The 21,341-nt window shown below is 63.1% G+C and carries 20 protein-coding genes; 2 read left to right on the top strand and 18 right to left on the bottom strand.

Annotated features, from left to right (window positions below; translation table 11 throughout):
* Positions 1–3: 3 nt before the first annotated feature.
* The 14 genes from YH3_RS05140 to YH3_RS05075 all read right to left on the bottom strand — a co-directional run bounded on the left by YH3_RS05140 (position 4) and on the right by YH3_RS05075 (position 12,037).
* On the bottom strand, positions 4–426 hold the full coding sequence (locus YH3_RS05140; protein WP_003945445.1) for a rhodanese-like domain-containing protein: 423 nt from the start codon (positions 424–426) through the stop codon (positions 4–6).
* On the bottom strand, positions 423–941 hold the full coding sequence (locus YH3_RS05135) for a cysteine dioxygenase family protein (RefSeq protein ID WP_007726989.1): 519 nt from the start codon (positions 939–941) through the stop codon (positions 423–425). The genes YH3_RS05140 and YH3_RS05135 overlap by 4 nt, the downstream gene beginning before the upstream one ends.
* Positions 942–1,202: 261 nt before the next feature.
* Positions 1,203–2,018 carry a type III pantothenate kinase gene (locus YH3_RS05130; protein ID WP_064443065.1) on the bottom strand — a complete coding sequence of 272 codons (816 nt, stop codon included), beginning with the start codon at positions 2,016–2,018 and terminating at the stop codon, positions 1,203–1,205.
* A 3-nt stretch (positions 2,019–2,021) separates the two neighbouring features.
* Complete coding sequence (panD, locus tag YH3_RS05125) at positions 2,022–2,468, bottom strand: aspartate 1-decarboxylase (protein ID WP_003945761.1); 447 nt, start codon at positions 2,466–2,468, stop codon at positions 2,022–2,024.
* A 27-nt stretch (positions 2,469–2,495) separates the two neighbouring features.
* Positions 2,496–3,428 (bottom strand): pantoate--beta-alanine ligase, encoded by a 933-nt coding sequence (panC, locus tag YH3_RS05120; protein WP_003945953.1) that lies wholly within the window; start codon positions 3,426–3,428, stop codon positions 2,496–2,498.
* Positions 3,421–4,362, bottom strand: a complete 942-nt coding sequence (locus YH3_RS05115) for a Rossmann-like and DUF2520 domain-containing protein (RefSeq protein ID WP_003945822.1) — start codon at positions 4,360–4,362, stop codon at positions 3,421–3,423. Before YH3_RS05115 ends, panC begins: the two co-directional genes overlap by 8 nt.
* Before the next feature lie 110 nt (positions 4,363–4,472).
* Complete coding sequence (locus YH3_RS05110; protein WP_193777147.1) at positions 4,473–5,594, bottom strand: DUF6779 domain-containing protein; 1,122 nt, start codon at positions 5,592–5,594, stop codon at positions 4,473–4,475.
* 68 nt (positions 5,595–5,662) lie between these two features.
* A complete protein-coding gene (locus YH3_RS05105; protein ID WP_153213529.1) occupies positions 5,663–6,130 on the bottom strand; it encodes a DUF3180 domain-containing protein in 468 nt (155 codons plus the stop codon).
* Between the two features lie 17 nt (positions 6,131–6,147).
* On the bottom strand, positions 6,148–6,651 hold the full coding sequence (folK, locus tag YH3_RS05100) for a 2-amino-4-hydroxy-6-hydroxymethyldihydropteridine diphosphokinase (protein WP_003945848.1): 504 nt from the start codon (positions 6,649–6,651) through the stop codon (positions 6,148–6,150).
* Positions 6,648–7,013, bottom strand: a complete 366-nt coding sequence (gene folB, locus YH3_RS05095; RefSeq protein WP_003945780.1) for a dihydroneopterin aldolase — start codon at positions 7,011–7,013, stop codon at positions 6,648–6,650. The genes folK and folB overlap by 4 nt, the downstream gene beginning before the upstream one ends.
* A gap of 1 nt (position 7,014) precedes the next feature.
* Positions 7,015–7,875, bottom strand: coding sequence for a dihydropteroate synthase (gene folP, locus YH3_RS05090; protein ID WP_064443469.1), 861 nt, complete (start codon positions 7,873–7,875; stop codon positions 7,015–7,017).
* 5 nt (positions 7,876–7,880) lie between these two features.
* Positions 7,881–8,498 (bottom strand): GTP cyclohydrolase I FolE, encoded by a 618-nt coding sequence (gene folE, locus YH3_RS05085; protein ID WP_019746783.1) that lies wholly within the window; start codon positions 8,496–8,498, stop codon positions 7,881–7,883.
* Positions 8,499–8,557: 59 nt separating this feature from the next.
* Positions 8,558–11,122 (bottom strand): ATP-dependent zinc metalloprotease FtsH, encoded by a 2,565-nt coding sequence (gene ftsH / locus YH3_RS05080; RefSeq protein ID WP_050656734.1) that lies wholly within the window; start codon positions 11,120–11,122, stop codon positions 8,558–8,560.
* A 267-nt stretch (positions 11,123–11,389) separates the two neighbouring features.
* Complete coding sequence (locus tag YH3_RS05075; protein WP_007727006.1) at positions 11,390–12,037, bottom strand: FadR/GntR family transcriptional regulator; 648 nt, start codon at positions 12,035–12,037, stop codon at positions 11,390–11,392.
* Positions 12,038–12,136: 99 nt separating this feature from the next.
* Between YH3_RS05075 and YH3_RS05070 the strand changes: the two genes are divergently transcribed.
* Both YH3_RS05070 and YH3_RS05065 read left to right on the top strand, forming a co-directional pair.
* Complete coding sequence (locus YH3_RS05070; protein ID WP_064443063.1) at positions 12,137–13,477, top strand: SLC13 family permease; 1,341 nt, start codon at positions 12,137–12,139, stop codon at positions 13,475–13,477.
* Between the two features lie 28 nt (positions 13,478–13,505).
* On the top strand, positions 13,506–14,915 hold the full coding sequence (locus tag YH3_RS05065) for an acyl-CoA synthetase (RefSeq protein ID WP_064443062.1): 1,410 nt from the start codon (positions 13,506–13,508) through the stop codon (positions 14,913–14,915).
* A 32-nt stretch (positions 14,916–14,947) separates the two neighbouring features.
* On the opposite strand, the gene YH3_RS05060 is transcribed toward YH3_RS05065, so the two are convergent.
* The 4 genes from YH3_RS05060 to hpt all read right to left on the bottom strand — a co-directional run bounded on the left by YH3_RS05060 (position 14,948) and on the right by hpt (position 21,341).
* Entirely contained in the window at positions 14,948–17,608 is a 2,661-nt protein-coding gene (locus tag YH3_RS05060) for an RDD family protein (RefSeq protein WP_154100281.1), read from the bottom strand.
* Between the two features lie 46 nt (positions 17,609–17,654).
* Positions 17,655–19,976, bottom strand: coding sequence for a PQQ-binding-like beta-propeller repeat protein (locus YH3_RS05055; RefSeq protein ID WP_238592522.1), 2,322 nt, complete (start codon positions 19,974–19,976; stop codon positions 17,655–17,657).
* Between the two features lie 22 nt (positions 19,977–19,998).
* Complete coding sequence (locus YH3_RS05050; RefSeq protein ID WP_020968343.1) at positions 19,999–20,664, bottom strand: DUF4190 domain-containing protein; 666 nt, start codon at positions 20,662–20,664, stop codon at positions 19,999–20,001.
* A gap of 122 nt (positions 20,665–20,786) precedes the next feature.
* Positions 20,787–21,341, bottom strand: a complete 555-nt coding sequence (hpt, locus tag YH3_RS05045; protein ID WP_003941159.1) for a hypoxanthine phosphoribosyltransferase — start codon at positions 21,339–21,341, stop codon at positions 20,787–20,789.

Genomic DNA, 21,341 nt, shown 5'->3' with positions numbered 1-21,341 from the left:
ACCTCAATGAGCCGAAACCGCCGCCAACTCGCGGGAGCAATGACGAACTCCGCTGAGCGCACCGAGCAGGCCGGCGGCCTTGATCGCCTGGTACCCGCCCACGAGATCGGTGGCCTTGTGCAGACCCAACTGCTGCAACGACGCTGCGGCCAGGCTCGAGGTGTAACCCTCGGAGCAGACGATCACCCACTCGACGTCGTGGTCGGTGGCCAACGCGAGGTGTGCGCTGCTGGTGGGGTCAAGGCGCCATTCGAGCACGTTCCGCTCGATCGCGAGTGCACCGGGGAGAGTTCCCTCGATGGCGCGCTGCGCCTGCGGGCGAATGTCGACGAAGATCGCGCCGCGGTGGAAGGCTTCGGTGAGCTGGAAGACGTACATACGATCGATCTGTGCGCGAGCGTCGTCGAGCATTTGGTCGATGGTCATTTGGTGCCCCCCTCGGGCAGGTCGGTCAGCTCGGTACGGGTGCGGCGAAGTGTCCGGTGATCCGTCACTTCGTAGAAGGACATTGCCGTCAGCGGCGGCGAGTAGGCGTGAACGCTCAGAGTCGGTGCATCAGAGCTGATTTCGATCGGAGCACCGGGAGCATCCGTCGAACGCACGACATCGTGAACCCATCCGAGCGGGAACGAAGCCTGATCGCCGGCGTCGAGCTGGCGTTCCACCAGGGCGTCACCGGCCCAACGGAATTCGGTGAGCGAACCACTGAGGACGGTCAAGGCGCCGAACGAGCCTGCGTGGTCGTGCAATTCGGTGTTGCGTTCGGGCACCCAACTGATGAGCCACACATCGACGTCGTCGTCCGCGTGCAAGCGGGTGGACCAACGGTCGAGCGTCGGGAAGGTATCGGGGATGAGGTGATCGAAACGGCCGTCGAGCACGCCGTTTGCTCCCTCGTCGGTCAGCCGCAGCAGATCGGCCGGGCGAAGGCGGGTAGGCAACGACGCACCACTCGGACGGCGTCCGGACGCCCCACGATTAGCGCTACGACCTGCGGAAACAGCACGATCAGCAGCGAGAGTCGGGGTCAAATCAGAGAGATCTGCAGAATATGTGGATAGCACGAGCTAGCTCCAAGGAATGTGAATTGGTCAAGGCAGCGGTCAGCCTCGACAACACTCCTGAGCACCCATGCAGCGATTCACGAGCACCATTGTGGCATAACTTTTGCAATCGCGAAACCGCTGGAACGAAACCATCGATCAGGCGACGGGTCGTCGACCGGATCCACGACGCGCCTGATTGCGCTCGAAGACCAACCTCAGCCCCTCGAGGGTGAGGTCCCGTTCGAGGTGATCGATGGTGTCGGACTCGGGAATGATCAGCGGTGCGCTGTCCCCGGTCGCGATCACGGAGACGTCGTCACCACCGAACTCCGGTAGTTCGTCGCGGACGCGGTTGACCAATCCGTCGACGAGGCCCGCAAAGCCGAATACCGCACCGGACTGCATGCATTCGACGGTATTCTTGCCGACCACCGAACGCGGGCGCACCAATTCGACCTTGCGCAGCGCAGCGGACTGCGACGCCAAGGCATCGGTCGAGATCTCGAGTCCGGGCGCGATGCAGCCGCCCAGAAACTCACCCTTGGCGGAAACGACGTCGACACAGGTCGACGTACCGAAGTCCACGACAATGCATGGCCCCTCGTAAAGATGGTGAGCGGCAAGGCTGTTGACGATCCGGTCGGCTCCCACCTCTTTGGGGTTGTCCACCAGCAGTGGCACTCCGGTGCGAATACCCGGTTCGACCACCACATGGGGAACGTGACCCCAGTACCGCTCGAGCATCACACGGATTTCACGCAAGACGGACGGCACTGTCGACAGCGCCGCAACGCCGGTGATCTGATTGACATGAGAACCCAACAGCCCACGGAAGGTCAACGCCAACTCGTCGGCAGTCATCCGAGGATCGGTTCGCATTCGCCAGTCCTGCAACAGCTTCGAATACTCACCAGTCCCGGAGAACAGACCGAGAACGATGTTGGTGTTCCGGACGTCGACCGTGAGCAGCATGGATTACACCAGGCTGGATTCGCGCGAGGCCTCGAGCGTCGACAGCATGCGTGGGGTGATCAGACCCGAACCCTCCGGCGCGTGAGCCGGGTCGGAACCGAGTTCGATCTGCTTGTTGTCGGCATCGACGAAGACTACGCGCGGGGAGTACTCCTTGACTTCCTGCTCGTTCATCACGCCGTAGGCGATGAGGATGACCAGGTCGCCTGGCTTGACCAGATGCGCTGCCGCACCATTGATTCCGATGACACCGGTTCCGCGCTCGCCGGCAATGACATACGTCTCGAGACGCGCACCGTTGTCGATGTCGACGATGCACACCTGTTCGCCTTCGAGGAGGTCTGCGGCGTCCATCAGATCCTGGTCGACGGTGACGGAGCCGACGTAATGCAGGTCGGCGTGAGTCACGGTGGCGCGGTGGATCTTCGACTTCATCATCGTGCGAAACATATCCAGGTCCTTACTCGTGAAAAGTGCTCAGTGAGACAGCAGGTCGTCGATGGCGTCGGCGGATGGGTCGGTGTCACGCTCGAGGAAGCCGGTTCCCACCGCGACACCGACGTTGTCGATCAAACGGGTGGTTCCGAGCTTGGCGGCCACCAACAGTCGGCCGTCACCTCGCTCGGGCGCGGGGCCCAGATCGACGCCCCGAACCTCGAGGTAGTCGACCTCGATTTCCGGAACAGCTGCCAGAACAGCGCGTGCGGTTTCCAGGATTGCTTCCGCTCCCCCAGCCGCCGCGTGTGCACCGGCGATCAGAGCGGCGGACAGCGCGACCGCTGCCGCGCGCTGGTTCTCGTCGAGGTAGCGATTGCGAGAGGACAACGCGAGGCCGTCGAACTCGCGAACCGTCGGAACTCCGATGATCTGTACATCGAAGTTGAGATCCCACACCATCTGACGGATGAGCGTCAGCTGCTGGTAGTCCTTCTCACCGAAGTACGCGTGATTGGGTGCCGCGATCTGCAGCAGCTTCGCCACTACCGTCAGCATTCCCGCGAAGTGAGTGGGGCGCGCTCCGCCTTCGAGTTCGCTACCCAACGGGCCCGGCACGATGGTGGTGCGCTGACCACGCGGGTACATCGTCTTGGCGCTCGGCGCGAACACCAATTCGACGCCCTCGGCGCGCAACAGGTCGAGATCCGCATCGAGAGTGCGCGGGTACGCGTCCAGATCTTCGCCGGCACCGAACTGGAGCGGGTTCACGAAGATGGAAACGATCACGACGGCGCCGGTGACCTTGGCCTGACGAACCAGTTCGATGTGGCCGGCATGCAGCGCACCCATCGTCGGAACGAGCGCCACCTGACGCCCGACACCTCGCAGTGCCCGCGAGACGCGCCGAAGCTTGTCCGGATCGTGGTGCACCGTCAGTTCGCCGCGCTTGTATCCGCCCTGCAGATCACTCACGACGGTCACCTCCCGTTTCAGTCAAGATGTCGAACAATTCGGTGGGGGCGCCCACCCGCTGGGCCGATCGCAAGGACATCGCCCGATAGCCGGCAGCGAGCTCCGGATCCAGGTCTGTCAGTACGCGCAAATGTGTGTCGACAGCAGCAGCGTCGCCGCGTGCCACCGGGCCGGTCAACGCCGAGGGACCGCGTCGTAGCGCGTTGTCCAAGGCCGCCGACAGCAGCGGCTGCAGGACTCGCTCGGCCACTCCACCCGGATCGCCGTCGACCAACTGCTGACCGAGCAGCTCGTCACCTTGCAACGACGCTCGCAGGGCCTCGACGGCGTCGACCACGAGCGTGACCAGGTGATTACTGCCGTGAGCCAGTGCGGCGTGGTAGAGCGCGCGGTTCTCCTCGCGCACTCGGACGGGCTCGCCGCCGATCTCGAGGACCAGTGACTGCGCGATCGCGTAACCGATGTCGTCGGCAGCGGTGATTCCGAAGCATGCCGACGACAGCCGTGCGGTGTCCTCGTCGTGACCGGTGAACGTCATCGCCGGATGGATAGCCAGGGGTAGTGCGCCCAGTTCGGTGAGTGGAGTCAGGATCGCGATCCCGTTGGCACCGGACGTATGGGCGACGAGCGTGCCCGGCTTGACGGCATGGGTGGCCGCCAGACCTCGAACAAGATCCGCAAGTTGATCGTCAGGAACGGCGAGAATCAGCAACTCGGAACGAGCTGCGACGTCGGCGGCCGGAAGAATTTCGGTATCGGGAAGCCGCTTCACAGCGCGGGCAACCGAGGCGCTGGAGACGGCGGAGCAAGCGCTGACAACATGACCGGCTCGCTCCAATGCGGCACCGACAGCTGTTCCGACCCTGCCTGCGGAGACAATTCCTACCGTCAATCGCGCAGGTGCAGGTCCATTAGTGATCCCGAAGGAAGTCACCGGATTCCTCTCGTTCGTTCCAGTCCCGCTCGGCGGGTACCAGACGTTCTGCGTCCGAGGATATCCTTCGCCCGAACCGTCATGCCATGGCCGGGCGAGTGATCTGCGACTCAGTCCTCTCGGCGACGGCGTCGACCGGAGCCTTCGGACGGGCTGTTCGAACTCAGGTTTGCCATGATTTCGGCGACGGTCAATCCGTTGGAATGAGCACCACTGGCGGCATCTTCCGGGGCAGCACGGCGACGACGTCGCGGCTCCGCGTCAGGCTCCGCAGCGGATTCGGGTTCAGCTTCCGCGACAGCTTCGGGAACAACCGCGGGAACAACCTCGGGCACCTCTTCGACGACAGCGTCTTCGATGACGGCATCTTCGATGTTCGGGGCCTGGGCGGGAGCCTTGACTTCAGGCTCGACCGGCGCGACCGGCTCCGAATCCTTCTTCACCGGAACGTCTTTCACCGTTCGTGTCGGCGAGGAACTCACCGGAGAACTCGGCGCTAGGTTCCCGCTCTGGGGCTTCTGTGTCTCTTGTGGCTTCTGCGTCTCTCGAGACTTCTGGGTCGGGATGACGCGCGGCGCCACGAAGCTGCTGTCACGCCACGACGTCTCCGCGAACACGACGGTTGTCTCAGCAGTCACCGGATCGTCGTTGGGCGAAGCCAAGCCGCCGACGTTCGGTGCCGGTTGGCTGGGTCCGCTCTGGCCGGCGCCGGGAACATACAACCCCGACGGTGCCGGCTGGTACGCGCCGTACGAACTACCGCCAAGTTCCGGTACTCGCGTGGAATCGGTCTTGAGCGCGGTCTGTTCGGGCAGCAGTCCACCTTCGAACAGTGCTTCGAGGTTTCGGCGCAGCGCCACCAATTCGGCGCGCAGCCCGGCCAGTTCCTCCGCGTCCGCGGTCACCTCACGTCGCACGCGACCTTCGACGCTCAGTTCGTACTCACGTCGAGCAGAAATTTCACGTTCGAGCTGCAGTTCGTACACGGTCTGCAGATCAGCAACCTTGGCTTTGTCCAGTGCCGACTCACGCCGATACTTGGTCATGGCGATAGCGCCGAGGGTGGCTGCCCACAGAGCGACGACCAGACCCACCCGAAGAAGCTGAACGCTGTTGCTGAAAATCAGAAACAGCGAAGCAATGACAGCAAGTGCCAGAAGAGCAGCAATGATCATCTGGCTCGCGCTGCGCTTGCTTCGGCGCGCAGACTTCGATCGACCAGAATTTGTCATGGTTGCCAGGGTACTTGCCGAGACCGGGGTCGCCACGTACCTCGGTGGGTGATTTGCCGACCAGGCTGTCAGTGCGCAGGCTCGTCAGGTGTATCTTCCGGCGTCTTGCAACAATGTTCGAGCCACAGAGCTGCCGCTACCAGCGCAATTGCGGCGCCCAACCCCACCCACGCGCCCGGCGTGTCGGAGGCTGCGGCCTGCAGAACCGAGCGCTGTGGGATGAGATACACCAGCACTCCGACCCAGACACCGACGGTAGCTGAACCGACCAAAGCGGATGCTTTGGCCAATGCCAGCGCTCGGGCGGCGGTGATCGGATGAAGCTGTCTGAGCCCGTCGCCGACCTGCCGGTTCTTGACGCGTGAACGAATGACAAAAGCGAAGACGGCCTCGGCAACGGCGACGAAGTAGAGCGACGCTCCCGCATAAACGGGGATGGGCGGCATCGAACCGTAGAACACGCGAATCAGAATCCAGGTGGCCACGGCCGCCACTGCGGCGAGTACCGCGAGTTCACTGATCCGGGTCGGCTTCAAACCCTTGTCGTTTTCGGTCACCGCGCAAGCACCACATCGGTAGTGCGGACACCTTCGCGCTCAGTGCGATCGAGGCCGTCGAGAATTTGTGCCACCGGCAACTTCTGGCCGTCGACGATCAGCGTCGCGTCAGGCTCGACGTCCAGCCAGGGAACGAGAACGAATGCCCGAAGATGCGCGCGCGGATGCGGAAGTGTGAGCACGGGATCGGAACTGACGACGCCTTCGCAGTCGACTACGTCCACGTCCAGGCTCCGTGGCCCCCACCGCTGTTCGCGCACCCGGTCTGCGGCTTCCTCTAGAGCTTGCGAGCGGCGAAGCCATTCAGCGGCATCGGCTTCGGGATCGTCGACCACCACCACCGCGTTGTAGAAATCCTGCTGCTCGACGCCACCCCACGGCGCGGTCGAGTAGACCGGTGAGACAGCAACGACGGCGCTGCCCAACCCGTCGACAACGGACTGTAGGTGAGCCACACTGTCGCCGATGTTGGAACCGATCGACAGAACAGCGCGCGTCATGCCGATCTGGTCCGATGTGCGACGACGGCGACGTCCGCAAAAACCAGCGGAATCGGTGCCGACGGTTTGTGGACAACAACCTCGACGCTCTCGACTCGCGAATCTTTCATGACGTCGTCGGCGATCTCCGCGGCGACGGTCTCGATGAGATCGCGCGACGGGCCGGCGACTATCGCTGCGGCGGCTTCCGCCAACTCGCCGTAGTGCAGGGTCTGCGTCAGGTCGTCCGACGCCGCGGCGGGAGCCAAGTCCATCCATACGGTGATGTCGATGAAGAAGTCCTGACCGTCACGCTTCTCGTGGTCGAACACTCCGTGATTGCCGCGAACCTTCAGTCCGCGCAATTCGATTCGGTCCCCCATGTCAGGCCCTTTCTCGTCCACGGTTCCAGGCGTCGACCACGGCAATGGCGTCGAGCGAAGCTTGTGCGTCGTGCACCCGAACTCCCCAGGCGCCTTCGCGCGCTGCAAGGGCGGAGACCACGGCCGTCGCAGGCTCGCGGCCACCGGGTGGACGCGGATTGCCGTCGGGATCGCTGAGCAGAGACCCGAGGAACCGCTTTCGGGAAGCGCCGACCAGTACCGGGAATCCGGTCGCGTTGAACTCGGGTAGTGCTCGCAACAGTGCCCAGTTGTGGTCGGCGTTCTTAGCGAACCCGAGGCCGGGGTCGAGGATGATCGACGACGAATCGACCCCTGCTTTCAACGCCAGATCGACCTGCGACAGCAGTTCGTCACGGACGTCGCGGACCACGTCGTCGTAGTGATCGGCGCTGCCACGATGGACGTAGTCGCCGGCCGAGCGCCAATGCATGAGGATCCAGGGCACTCCGGCGTCGGCCACAACGGAGGCCATGTCGGGGTCTGCGCGACCGCCCGATACGTCGTTGACGATGCCTGCGCCCGCTTCGATCGCGGCGGCGGCGACGGAAGCACGCATCGTGTCGACGCTGACGCGAATTCCGGCTGCCACGAGTTCTTCGATCACCGGGGCAATTCGGTCCGCCTCGAGTTTCGGATCGACGCGGGTGGCTCCGGGGCGCGTCGACTCGCCGCCGACGTCGACGATGTCGACGCCGATGCGTTGCAGTTCGAGTCCGCGAGCGATCGCCGCGTCACGATCGAGAAATTGACCACCGTCGGAAAACGAATCGGCGGTGACGTTCAGAATCCCCATCACGACCATCCGGGCCGGATCGCTGCCTGCAACGGGAGCCGCGGACATCTTGCTCACTTACGCAGGATGAGGTCCAGCGCTTCGGACCGCGAGGCCGCGCTGGATTGCAGGAGCCCACGAACCGCAGACGTGGTCGTGCTGGCTCCGGGCTTGCGGATACCGCGCATCGCCATGCACAGATGCTCGGCTTCGATGACGACGATGGCTCCGCGCGGGTCGAGCTTGCGCATCAAAGCATCCGCGATCTGACTGGTCAGGCGTTCTTGAACCTGCGGACGCTTGGCGTACAGGTCGACGACGCGCGCGAGCTTCGACAAACCGGTGACCTTGCCCGACTTTCCCGGGATGTAGCCAACGTGAGCAACACCGTGGAAGGACACCAGGTGGTGCTCGCACGTCGAGAACATCGGAATGTCTCGCACGAGCACCAATTCCTGGTGCCCCTCGTCGAAAGTTGTGTTCAACGCGTCGTCGGGCTCTGAGTACAAACCCGCGAAGATCTCCTTGTACGAGCGCGCCACCCGGGCCGGCGTATCGAGCAGGCCTGGGCGCTCCGGATCTTCACCGACCGCGATCAACAATTCCCGTACGGCAGCCTCTGCCCGCGCCTGATCGAACGGGCGGCCCGTTCCGAGCGACACCAGTTCACTGGCCACATCATTCACCGACAACCGAACTCTCCTCGAGAATTGTTCACAGGTCCCCCGCCGCAGAGCCTAGTGGCGCAAGGTCAGCGAGATCCGTCCGGTCCGTCCCAGCGAACGGTGCTCGGTCCCTCGTCCTCAGCCGAATGATGCGGCGGAGGAGTTTGCGGCTGTTCCGGTGCGGGGCTCTGCCACTGGTTTTCACCCGACGGGTTTCCCCGGTTCGGATCGGCGAAGGGTCCACTGTCCGGGTACTGCACCGGGTAATCGGGCTGCGCGGGGTAACGGCGGCCGGGATGCGGCTGCTCCGGGTACGCCTGCTGCCCCGGGTGCGGCTGGCCGTACTGCCCCTGATCGGGCTGGGGCTGACCGTGTTGGGGCTGACCGTACTGGCCCTGCGACTGGTTCGGCGGGGTCGGATTCTGTCCACCGGTGTACCCACCCGACTGCTGTCCGGGGTACGTCGGCGACGGGTTCTCACGCGGAGGCCAACCCGGTGCCGACCATCCGGCGGGCGCTCCGTAGTCGGGTGTTCCCGGTTGCGGAGTCTGCTGCGGAGCACTCGGCTGCGGGTACGAAGGCTGTGCGTAGCCGTTCGAGGGTCCCTGGTTGCCGTTGTTGGGGAGACCACCGTTGTTGGGGAGACCACCGTTGGGGGCACCGCTGTTGGGTGCACCTGCCTTGACGAGAACAGGTGCGGCAGCTGGCTCCGGCCAGGTTTCGCCGCGCTCGATCGCGAGTTCGCGAGGAGTCTTCACCGGCGGACGATCCGAAGGCGTACGCCCACCGAAATCGTTGAAAGCCGTGATGCGCGGACGCTTTTCGACGCCGGCAAGGATCTTCTCGAGGTCCTTGCGAGTCAACGTCTCACGCTCGAGCAGTTCGGTAGCGATGAGGTCGAGCGCATCGCGGTACTCGTTGAGGATTGCCCACGCTTCGGTGTGCGCTGCCTCGATGAGGTTGCGCACCTCTTCGTCGATTTCACGGGCGATCTCGTGTGAGTAGTCGGACTGAACGCCCATCGAACGGCCGAGGAACGGATCCCCGCCCTCCTGTCCGTAGCGAACCGCGCCGAGCTTGGCACTCATGCCGTATTCGGTGACCATCGCGCGGGCGATCTTGGTCGCCATGTCGATATCGGACGACGCTCCGGTGGTGGGCTCGTGGAACACCAACTCCTCGGCGGCGCGTCCACCCATTGCCATGACGAGACGAGCGATCATCTCCGAACGCGTCATCAAACCCTTGTCGTCCTCGGGCACGGTCATCGCGTGGCCGCCGGTGCGTCCGCGAGCGAGGATCGTGACCTTGTAGACCGGCTCGATGTCAGGCATTGCCCAAGCAGCCAGCGTGTGACCGCCCTCGTGGTACGCCGTGATCTTCTTCTCGTGCTCGCTGATGATGCGACTCTTACGCCGCGGTCCACCGACAACACGGTCCACCGATTCCTCGAGCGAGGCTTCGGTGATGACGGTCCCGTTTTCGCGTGCGGTGAGCAGTGCAGCCTCGTTGATGACGTTGGCGAGATCAGCACCCGACATTCCGACGGTCCGCTTGGCGAGACCTTCGAGGTCGGCGTTGGGATCGATCGGCTTGCCCTGCGAGTGCACGCGCAGGATCGCGCGGCGACCGGCGAGGTCGGGGGCGCCGACCGGAATCTGGCGATCGAAGCGTCCCGGACGCAGCAGTGCGGGGTCGAGGATGTCGGGGCGGTTGGTTGCGGCGATCAAGATGATGCCGGTGCGATCACCGAAGCCGTCCATCTCGACGAGCAACTGGTTGAGTGTCTGCTCGCGCTCGTCGTGTCCGCCGCCCAATCCTGCGCCGCGCTGACGACCGACGGCGTCGATCTCGTCGACAAAGATGATGCAGGGGCTGTTCTGCTTGGCCTGCTCGAACATGTCGCGAACACGCGAAGCACCGACACCGACGAACATCTCGACGAAGTCCGAGCCGGAGATGGTGAAGAACGGGACGCCGGCTTCGCCTGCGACAGCGCGAGCGAGCAGCGTCTTACCGGTTCCGGGAGGGCCGTACAGCAGCACACCGCGCGGAATCTTGGCGCCGAGCGCCTGGTAGCGAGCCGGGTTCTGCAGGAAGTCCTTGATCTCGTACAGCTCTTCGACAGCCTCGTCCGCACCGGCGACGTCGGCGAACGTGGTTTTCGGCATGTCCTTGGTGAGCTGCTTGGCCTTCGACTTACCGAATCCCATGACTCCGCCGCGACCACCGCCGCCCTGCATCCGGTTCATGACGAAGAAGAAGATGCCGAACAGAATGATCATCGGCAGCACGAATAGAAGGATCGACGTCAGCCAGCTCTCCTGAGTGACCGTCGTGTTGAACTTGTCCGCACCGGCGCCTTCGACCTTGTCGAAGATCTGCTCCGACGCACTCGCGGGGTACTTCGCCAGGATCTGCGTCTTACCGTCGGTGGCGTCGTTGCCGTTCTTGAGCCACAGACGAACCTGCTGCTCACGGTCGTCGATCTGCGCCGACTCAACGTTCTTGGCGTCGAGTTGGGAGATCGCGACCGAGGTGTCGACGGTCTTGAAGTCGCGGGTGTCGTTGCTGAAGTAGCTGAAGGCATAGATCACCAACAGCACGACGGCTACGAGTAGCACGTTACGGAACACAGTCTTACGGTTCATACAGGTCGGCCGATGTGGCCGGTCCTTTCGAGAGTGCGGGTCTGCCAGGTCGCCTTCCGGCTGCCAACCGGACACCTGCAGGTTACCGCGATCGGCCCCATCGATGCCCGCCAGCGGCCGTGCCGCTTGGTTGGAACGGTCGTCACTGTGTTCAACGTGCGCATTGCCGATCAGGTTCCCGGGCTACGTCGCAGCACAGTTTCCTGTGAGCGAACATGCTCATAGTGGTTATCGTGCGCTTTTCCGACGCTCGTCCGTCGTTATTCGTCAGGCCGTTTCGGAGAGGATTCCCGCAACAGCGTCAGCGGCGCCCGATTGGTCACCGTCGATGATCCGGTGGGCGAGCTGATCGAGTCGCGCAGACAGTCGCGCCGAGGACTCGGGCACGTCTGCCTGCTTGGCGATGGTGTCGTCGAGATCAGCCAATAGGCCGCCACCGGCCAGGTGCCTGACGCAGCGCCATGTCTCGGCGAAGTTTCTCGCGGTCCCGTCGTCGGTCAACATCGCGACCCGAAGCGCAGCGTTGGGATTCGACGCCGCCGCCCGAGCCAGGCCGGCCATGATCGCCTCCCTGGCGGCAGTCAGTTCGTCGACGGTTCGGTCCTGTAGCCGCACTCCCGAGTCCGCAGAGCGGCCCGCGTCGGGCGTCGGAGCTTCACGAATCACTGCACCGTTACCGTGCTGGATTTCGACTCGGCCTCGGATTTCGAGGGCAACGAGCGCTTGAGCCAGCGACGCGCGACTCACGCCGAGTTCGGCAGCCAGGCTGCGTTCGGGAGGAAGCCGATCACCGGGCGAAAGACCTTGAGCCTCGATGAAATTCGAAATGTGCTCGGCCAACTGCTCGTACAGGCGCGGACGCTTCAATCGTCCGGGCAGGCCCGAGCGCGAGCCGGGCGATGACGTCGAATTCATGCCTCGGAGTGTACTTGACAAATGGAGCAGTGGCAGAGAGGCTAGGCCACTTCCAAGTGATGCAGACCACAAGCTGGTCGCGAACGGATTGAGAGTTCGATGGCAAATGTCATAGCCCTGTCAGTACTTGTCCTGGTGTTCGTCATATCCACCGTGAGGTCGGTGAACATGGGTGCGCTCGCCCTGGTGGCTGCCTTCGTCGTCGGAACACTGGTCTTCACCGTCGATACCAGCGAGATCCTCGACGGCTTCCCGGCCAGTCTCTTCGTCATCCTGGTCGGCGTCACCTACCTGTTCGCGCTGGCCAGAAACAACGGCACGGTCGACTGGATCATTCACGCGGCAGTCCGCGCGGTCAGAGGACGAGTGGCCCTCGTGCCGTGGGCGATGTTCGCGGTGTGCGCGGCCGTCACCGCCATGGGCGCGGTCAGTCCCGCTGCCGTCGCCATCATCGCGCCTGTGGCAATGGGCTTCGCCACCCGCTACCGGATCCACCCCATGCTGATGGGCTTCATGGTCGTCCAGGGCGCAACGGCGGGCAGCTTCTCCCCTATCGGAATCTTCGGTGTGATCACCAACGACGTCATGCGTCAGAACGGCCTCCCGTCGAGCCCGGCCTTGCTGTTCGTCTCGACCTTCGCGGCCGCGGCCGTTGTTGCTGCCATCGCGTACGTCTCGTTCGGCGGACGCGCGTTGATTGCGCGCGGCGCCTCCGAACGCGTGCTCGTCAACGCAGTCGGCAATGCGTCTGGCGGGAGCGACACCATCACCGGTTCGGGTTCCGGCGACAGCTCGAAGGGTGGCGGCAAGTCCTCGGGTGGGACCGCTCCGCACGAGGGAGCACTCAACCTCGAGCGCCGACTCACCTTGCTCGGACTGGCGTCGCTTGCACTCGGCGCCTTGGTGTTCGACCTCGACGTCGGATTCACCGCACTGACTGTCGCGGTACTTCTCACCCTGATCTTCCCGGCCTCCGCCCGCGGCGCCGTCGACAAGATCAGCTGGGGCACCGTGCTCCTCATCGGCGGAATCGTCACGTACGTCGCTCTTCTGCAGAACCAGAACACCGTCCAGTGGCTCGGGGATTCTGTTGCACACGTGGGGATTCCACTTCTCGCGGCGTTCTTGATCTGTCTGATCGGCGCGATCGTGTCGGCGTTTGCATCCACCACGGGAATCCTCGGCGCACTCATCCCTTTGGCAATTCCATTCCTCATGACCGGTCAGGTCAATGCAACCGGTCTGGTCATCGCGCTGGCAATCTCCTCGTCTCTGGTCGATTGCAGTCCGTTCTCGACCAACGGCGCGCTGGTGGTCGCGAACGCCGCTCCGGAAGAACGCGACGTGGTGTTCGGGCTGACGATGCGGTGGGGCATGACCATCATGGTGGTGACGCCGATTCTCGCCTGGCTGATGTTCGTTGTTCCCTGGTCCGTCTGAATCTTCGCTCAAAGAAAGGGAACTCGCGATGAACAGCGAATCCACACTTCTGCGCTCCCTCGACCCCCGCATCTTCGACGACCACGGAGCGGCGGTCAGTTTCGGCGAAGGCGCAACCCTCTCTCGCGCCGACTTGTTTGCCGCCGCCACCGCGGTCGCCGATCGAATCCACGGTGCACAGCGAGTGGCAGTACAAGCCGCCGCCCGCCTCGAGACAGTGGTCGCCGTCGCCGGCGCGCTGATCGCCGGTGTTGCCGTGGTCCCGATCCCACCGGACTCCGGCCCGCTCGAACGTCAGCACATCATCGCCGATTCCCAGGCCGAACTGATACTCGGAGAAGGACCGTCGGATTCGAGTATCCCGTTGATTCCCATCGATATTCACGCGCGATCTGCGACGTCCTATCCCGAACCGAGCGCGTCAGCTACCGCACTGATCATGTACACCTCAGGAACCACCGGAGCTCCGAAAGGCGTTGTCCTCTCGCGAGCATCGATCGCAGCGGATCTCGACGCGCTCGCTCATGTGTGGAATTGGACGCCAGAGGACACACTCGTCCACGGACTGCCCCTCTTCCACGTCCACGGGTTGATTCTCGGCGTGTTGGGCGCCTTGCGCGTGGGTTCGCCGCTGATTCATACCTTCAGACCAACTCCGGATTCGTATGCCGCAGCGGGTGGCTCGTTGTACTTCGGTGTTCCGACCGTCTGGTCACGCGTGTGCGGTGATCCCTCGGCGGCAGCAGCATTGCGATCCGCGCGCTTGCTCGTGTCCGGAAGTGCACCACTTCCGGTTCCATTGTTCGAGCGGATGAAATCGCTGACCGGGTTGGCTCCCGTCGAGCGCTACGGAATGAGTGAAACCCTCATCACCGTCAGCACGACGCACGACGGCGAACGTCGCCCGGGTTGGGTCGGGCACGCCGTTCCGGGAGTCAGGACGAGGTTGCGCGGCGAGAACGGCGAATTGTCGGCGCACGACGGAGAGCAGCTTGGGCAACTGGAAGTTGCGGGCGCCGTTCTCTTCGACGAGTACCTCGGGAACCCCTCGAAGACAGCGGAATCCATGACCGAAGACGGCTGGTTCCGCACCGGCGACGTCGCGGTGATCGACGACAGCGGATTCCACCGCATCGTAGGTCGCGAGTCGGTCGACATGATCAAGTCCGGTGGATACCGCATCGGTGCAGGCGAGGTGGAACAGGCACTTCTGGCATACCCCGGTGTTCGCGAGGCCGCCGTCGTCGGTGTGCCGGACGACGATCTCGGCCAGCGCATAGTCGCCTTCATCGTCGGAGATGTAGCCGACTGCGCGGTGGTTTCGGACTTCGTCGCCGAATCGCTGTCGATCCACAAGCGCCCTCGTCAGGTTTGTCTGGTGGACAGCTTGCCGCGCAACGCTATGGGCAAGGTCCAGAAGAAGCTGCTGACGCCCTGAAGATGTGCTTGTTTCACTCGAAGCGTGCTCGCTCACTGCCTGGTGACCACGACGACGGCATCAGCCATCCGATCGTGGAAGCCGCGGACGTCCGGTGCGCTACCGATCGAAACGATGATCGCGATCGAAATAGCGACTGTTACCAGAGAACCGAGAATGCTCGCGACACTGCCCAACGACATCGAATTCAGCATGCCGACGAGCTCGTCACCACTACCGAGCATGGCCAACGCCGAAACAGCCGATCCGAGGTACATGGGGATCACGAATGCATTCCGTTTGAAGGACTGCGCCAGGGCCGGACGCGCACCTCCTACCGAGCGAACGCCTATTCCGAGGGCGAGTTTGCCCAGGGTTACCCCGAATGCCGACTCTCCCCATACGAAGTACACGATCGAACCGATCCCGATCAGCAGGCCAATCAGACCCGAACTTGTCCGGTAGGAATCGAAGTCGAATCCGTTTCCGAGCGTCGCGGTGGAGATCATTCCGCCGACGACCGACACAACTGCGAGAATGGCAAAATCGATGAACCGCGCGGCAACTCGTATCCCGGCTCCGGCCGGCCGAAACCCACCAAGCCGGAGTGGAACGCCGGTCGGCCCATACCCCGGGTCCGGTGGCGGCACGGCAAATTGCGGCACGGCCGATCGCGGTGCGAACGGTTGCACAATTTCGCCGCTGGAGCTGGACTCCGGTCCGCTCGAAATGAACGTCTCGGTCGCAGGTTCGGGTTCGGGTCCGAGTAGACCGAATTGCCCGGCAGCCCTTCGGTCCAACGCTGCATCCACAGCAGGATCACCCAGCGCTTCGAGCCACGTCACAAGATCGTCGTACGTCGACGGATTCGCAGCAATCGCCGGCCGCAACTCCGGCGAACTCGACGCAATCTCGAACAGCACCGCCGCCGGAGTCCGCGGATCCGCAGCCTCGAGAGCACGTCTCGAAGACTGCACGGGCACGGGCACCGGCGCAGGCACGGGCACGGGCACACGGCCAGGTTCAGGTTCAGGTTCAGGTTCAGGTTCAGGTTCAGGTAGACCGAATTGCCCAGCAGCCCTTCGGTCCAACGCTGCATCCACAGCAGGATCACCCAGCGCTTCGAGCCACGTCACAAGATCGTCGTACGTCGACGGATTCGCAGCAATCGCCGGCCGCAACTCCGGCGAACTCGACGCAATCTCGAACAGCACCGCCGCCGGAGTCCGCGGATCCGCAGCCTCGAGAGCACGCCCCGAAGGCCGAACGGGCTGTCCGAGATTCGGTATTGCAGCTGTAACCGTGGTGGCCGACGCGAACAGTTGCACCCCCGCATACAAATTCCGAACAGCCGGTGAGACTGTGAGAGCGAGAGCAACCAGAACCACCAGCATCGCCATGGCGAGATCGAATATCCATGCACTGTAATATATTTCGCCATACATGGCCGACTGCACCACGAGACGAGCGATCATCAGGACGAGCAAGCCGAGACAGACTCCGAGACCGACCTCGCGTGACGGGCGAGGGTCGAGCGAAGAATACCGAAGCGACAGTGATCTGACTCCGACAACGGCAAGAATCCCGAAGAGTATCGCGAGAACAGCGAGCACTAACGCATCTCCCCACGGCACGATGCCAAATTGCGTTGCTGCCATTGCGATCTGAGAGAATCCAACACCGAAGCTCCACACCGCGATCAACAGCATGCCGTTTCGTGCCGCTGCGAGCCAGACGTGTCCGGGGTGCGTCCCGTCGCCGACGGACGCAACACCGAATGGAATGAATGTAATTGCGGCTGCGGCAATCAAGAACGTGATGCCGTAGTAGGGACTAGCCGTGACCGTGTGGAACAGCTCGACACTTGTGCCCTCGCTGATCGAGTGGAGTAATCCGGCTGCGAGGAGAGCGATGCCGAGCGCGGCGATGGTGAGGCGCCAGGACGCAAACCGTCTGGCGAGACCGACTGCCGCAACACCCACCACGACGATCGGAACGGCCGACGACACGAAGAGAACGATCAGGCTCTCGAATGTCTGCGGCCCGTCGTAATATCGGTAGCGACTGACGGAGACCAGGATGTAGATCAGCGCGAGTAGCGCCGAGGCCACTGACGACCCCCAAGCCACAAACACAAGCGGCTTCACCAACGCCAACCATCGCGGCGCGGTTCGAGGGTCGATGCGAATTTCGGCCGCGCGCGGTTGAGCTGCGAGCAGGGCGCCGGCAAGCCCGAACCACGCTCCAGCGCCAACCCCGTTGCCGGTGAAAATACTCGAACTCTCACCGAATCGGAACATTCCACGAATGACGTCGTAGACGACAAGACCCACAACAGTGGCAATGAGGGGTCCGTTGGCCACCAGACGCAGCACACGTATCTGCCCGACATTCCAATTCGGCCCGAGCATTCCGAGTCGCGCCACGTACGGCAGTAACAGCGACGCCAGCGACAGCAGTGTCGGCAGAACCAGAAGCAGCACAAGAGCACTCGAACCGACGCGGGCTATTCCGACGGTCGCACTCCACGGTAAGAAGAGCGACACGAACAGCAGTGCCGCGGCTGTCCCGTCGCGGGTGTAGTCGCCGATCCGAATATCCACGAACGCAGATCGCGTCGGTGAATAGCTCTGTGGCGGTGGATACATGCCGTGCGACTGGGGCGAACTGCTTATTGATGGTTCACCGGGTTGACGCGAGTTGTCTTCGGTCATTCGCCAAGCTCCTCAGATGTGGGAAGTGCGCCGAACGGGTCAGGCACTATCGCCGATATTTGGTGGTCCCCGACGAATCGCGATCGTTGCTGACGATCTTGGCGAAGCATTGATCGTTGGCAATCCGCTTCGAATCGCACCACCCGTTGGACGCATCCGCATCCGCAAACGTCAAGCCTGCGACGGTTATCCACCAACCCCGGAGATCGAAGGTCCGCCATTCGTCACTCCAGAGCAGACGCACCTCCGGATACATGAGACGAAGTTCGAGATGCTGTCGCAGGATCTGGGCAGCAGTCCAATGCACCTGAGCGCCATTGATATCCGCCGCATCGAGTCCGACCCGCTTGGAGGAGATCTGAGCCACCCACCTGTTCGCGAGGTCACCGATCACAAAGGGGCGATCGGCGTCGGCCTGAGCCCGGAGGGCGTCGAGACTCGCAGATTCGACGTCGCCCGTTGTCGGCTGCGCGCTACGTGTGGGTCGGATCGGCGTATTGGTGTCACTTCGCGATGCCGGCCCGGATGTCAGGCTGGTATCACTCGTCCCGTCGTCCTCGCATTCGACGAGTTGAGCACCTGACGCTCTCGAATTGGTCAGACTCGAAGACTCACCGAGAGTGTTCGGCAGCCTCCAGAAGCTACCGAGGTCGTACAGGAACTCGCGCTGGATCGAGTTCGTCGTGTTCGTCCCATCGGTTCGGGGAAGATAGATCGGCGCATCGGAGAAGTCGAACACCGCCGATGCAACGCTCTGGCCGGTGTCGGTGATCGATACACGAAGCGCGTCGGTGGAGACGATGTCTCCGCCGGGACATGATGCTTTCATTTCCATTAGAACGACGAGACCCTCTGCCTGCGTGCGGTATTCAACCGGCGTCAGGGTCGGTGTCCGTCCGCATTTCGTGACGTACTCGTTGCCTCCGTCGAATTCAGGGACAGCGGGCAGCCTGCCCGGTGCTCCTGACGGTCCGCCGGTCGGTGGGTAGTAGAGGAATCTGTCATTGGAGATCGAGGCGAGTCCGTCGTGGGCCTTCGACCAAGACCAGTGGTTGGTGTGGGAATCGAGGGACCAACTGACAGAGCCGTCGTCGAGTTCGACGGCGAGTACCCTGCCGTCGTTAGGATGGACGAGAATTCGCTCACCGTCCGAGACCGAGTAAGAGAAGTAGTCGCCGATCTTGGTCGACCACAACTGTTCCCCGGTGTCGATTCGGTAGGCCGAGAGCGTGTCCGAGTCGTTGCCCAACACGATGTCGCCGACGATCCGGCGTAGCGAGAAGTGGTCTCCGCCGATGACCGACCACAGCTCGGTGCCGTCGTTCATGTCGTAGGCACCGTGCGAGCCGATGTACGGACGAGATTTCGATGCCGAGACAAGCCACGGTGATGCCGGTGCGTCTTCGTCAACTCTAAATCTCTCGGCACCGTCACGGTCGGACACGATGCTGGAGTATCCGTCCGACGCAAATGGCATCGCACAGAGGACGCCGGCAAAACCTTGTCCTGGAAGTGCCTCGTAGCCACCCAGATTCGGATTCGAAAGCAGTGCGCCATCGACCGCGTTGAGCGCCGTAGATCCGATGCTCGAGTAATAGACGATGCCGTCGACGATCTCGAACGAATGCGAATCGCCGGATCCGACGCAGTCGGTTTCCGGTGGAGTTGTCGTTGTCCACGCCGCATCGAGGTCGGTGGGGGTTCCGCGCGAAATCACCAGCCCGGACTGGCTACCGCCGACAGTGAAGACCGCTCCGTCGGAGACCTCGACCAAGGTGGCCGTATCGGTGTCGACACTCGAACGAATCGCCCCCGAGTCGAGCGAGAAGGAAACGACTCGAGCTGTTCCACCAGGGTTCCTGACGACACAAGGTAGGGCTGCATCGATCGCGGCGGTCGCACACGACACCGTGCCGGCGACCGGCGTTTGCCATCGAATGGATCCGCTCTCGGCGTCGACTGCAACAAGTTGGGACTGCTGGCCCTGCTGTGGACCGACCGTAGTGATCAGAGTCTGTCCCACGTCGATGAATCTCGCCGTTCCATAGCTCGCACCGAGCGAATCCGGCCACAGAAATCTTCCGCCCGGCAGAACCTCGTCAACGTCCAACGACCACCCTGGCGTCGGCTGCGTCGGGTAAGTGTTGACCAGCTGGCCTGCCACCGGTCCATCGGTGTCTCCCGACCGGAGAATCGTGACAACGGTGACGGCGCCTGCGGCGAGGGCCGCGACGGCGGTAAGGGCTGCAACGGCAACAATCCATCCTCGGCCACGAGATCGAGAGGGCGGAGGATGTCCGGCAACCGGAGCCTGCGGTGGTGAAGGCGGGGGTGGTGGGGGAGGTGGGGGCGGGGGCGGCAACGTCATCGGTTGTGTCTCCCTCTGTCGATCATTCGTCCGCTAGGCAAAGCACTACGACAGGACTCTCTTTGCGAACCCAATCGGCGGTGCACGAAGATGTGGACGTGCCGCGGCTGACTACCCGGTGAGTGGCGCTGCTCGAGCTGCATGAGACCGGACTGACGTATGTCTCGCTGGTCCCGTCGCCCTTGTCTGCCCCGAGCCTTCGTACGACGCAGTCACCTACCGAGGCATTGGCGATGACCGACGCCGTGTCGCTTCCGCTGTACGTCGGCGCCACCGTCCGGGATGTGGTGGTCGCATACGTCGGATAAGTCGTACTCGACGATTCAGATGTGTAGTAGAGAGAAGACGCGCTGTCGTAGTCGTCGAACGCGCGGGTGACTGCATTGGCAATGAGAAACATCCACACGATCGACAGCACCAGAAGCGCGGTGAAGATGTAGCCGATGACCAGACCGGCGATTGCAAGTCCTCGCCCCTGCTCACCGGTTCGTTTGATCTGCGCCAGCGAAATGTGGCCGAGCACAATGCCGACCGGCGCCAGCACGAGCGCCCCGACCAGGGCGGCAATTGCGAGGCCGTTTGTGGTCGGAGGTTGGTACAGAACGCCCTGCGGTTGGGCACTCCAGTACTGCTGCTCCCCACCAGGCGGGGGCGGTGGTGGCGGTGGCGGTGGCGGCGGAAGGGTCACCGAATAAGCCGTCGATAGCGCATTCCGTGAATCTAGCGACGCCTCGGAGACCTGTCTGTCATCCGTTCGGCGGACTGATGCAGAGGTGCCGAAATGTGAAGAGTTCTAACCGGCGAGCAGGCTCAGCCGCCGTAGACCTCGGGGTCCAGGGTGCCGATGTACGGCAGATCGCGGTACCGCTCGGCGTAGTCGAGGCCGTAACCTACGACGAACTCGTTGGGGATGTCGAAGCCCACGTCGCGGACGTCGACGTCGATCTTGACCGCATCCGGCTTGCGGAGCAGGGTGACGACCTCGAGCGAAGCGGGATTACGTGTCTTGAGGTTGCGCATCAGCCACGACAGCGTGAGACCGGAGTCGATGATGTCCTCGACGATCAGCACGTGGCGACCGGCAATGTCCTTGTCGAGGTCCTTGAGGATGCGGACGACACCCGAAGACGAGGTCGAGGATCCGTAGGAGCTCACGGCCATGAATTCCATCTGCGACGGGATCGGCAGGGCGCGGGCGAAGTCGGTCATGAAGAAGACCGCTCCCTTGAGGACGCCGATCAGCAGGAGATCCCCTTCGGGGGCGCCTGCCGGGTAACGCTTGGCGATGTCCTCAGCCAGTTCCGCCGTTCGTGCACGGATCTGTTCTTCGGAGATCAGTACCGATGCGATGTCGCCCTCGTACAC

The organism is Rhodococcus sp. YH3-3 (assembly GCF_001653035.1).
Classification (GTDB): domain Bacteria; phylum Actinomycetota; class Actinomycetes; order Mycobacteriales; family Mycobacteriaceae; genus Rhodococcus_F; species Rhodococcus_F qingshengii.
This window is presented reverse-complemented; position numbering and strand designations above follow the sequence as displayed.

Excerpts from the sequence above, each read along its gene's own strand:
- YH3_RS05140 (WP_003945445.1), bottom strand. The coding sequence starts at position 426 with ATGACCATCGACCAAATGCTCGACGACGCTCGCGCACAGATCGATCGT.
- YH3_RS05130 (WP_064443065.1), bottom strand. The coding sequence starts at position 2,018 with ATGCTGCTCACGGTCGACGTCCGGAACACCAACATCGTTCTCGGTCTG.
- panD (WP_003945761.1), bottom strand. The coding sequence starts at position 2,468 with ATGTTTCGCACGATGATGAAGTCGAAGATCCACCGCGCCACCGTGACT.
- YH3_RS05110 (WP_193777147.1), bottom strand. The coding sequence starts at position 5,594 with ATGACAAATTCTGGTCGATCGAAGTCTGCGCGCCGAAGCAAGCGCAGC.
- folK (WP_003945848.1), bottom strand. The coding sequence starts at position 6,651 with ATGACGCGCGCTGTTCTGTCGATCGGTTCCAACATCGGCGACAGTGTG.
- folB (WP_003945780.1), bottom strand. The coding sequence starts at position 7,013 with ATGGGGGACCGAATCGAATTGCGCGGACTGAAGGTTCGCGGCAATCAC.
- folP (WP_064443469.1), bottom strand. The coding sequence starts at position 7,875 with ATGTCCGCGGCTCCCGTTGCAGGCAGCGATCCGGCCCGGATGGTCGTG.
- ftsH (WP_050656734.1), bottom strand. The coding sequence starts at position 11,122 with ATGAACCGTAAGACTGTGTTCCGTAACGTGCTACTCGTAGCCGTCGTG.
- YH3_RS05075 (WP_007727006.1), bottom strand. The coding sequence starts at position 12,037 with ATGAATTCGACGTCATCGCCCGGCTCGCGCTCGGGCCTGCCCGGACGA.
- YH3_RS05070 (WP_064443063.1), top strand. The coding sequence starts at position 12,137 with ATGGCAAATGTCATAGCCCTGTCAGTACTTGTCCTGGTGTTCGTCATA.
- YH3_RS05065 (WP_064443062.1), top strand. The coding sequence starts at position 13,506 with ATGAACAGCGAATCCACACTTCTGCGCTCCCTCGACCCCCGCATCTTC.
- YH3_RS05060 (WP_154100281.1), bottom strand. The coding sequence starts at position 17,608 with ATGACCGAAGACAACTCGCGTCAACCCGGTGAACCATCAATAAGCAGT.
- YH3_RS05055 (WP_238592522.1), bottom strand. The coding sequence starts at position 19,976 with ATGACGTTGCCGCCCCCGCCCCCACCTCCCCCACCACCCCCGCCTTCA.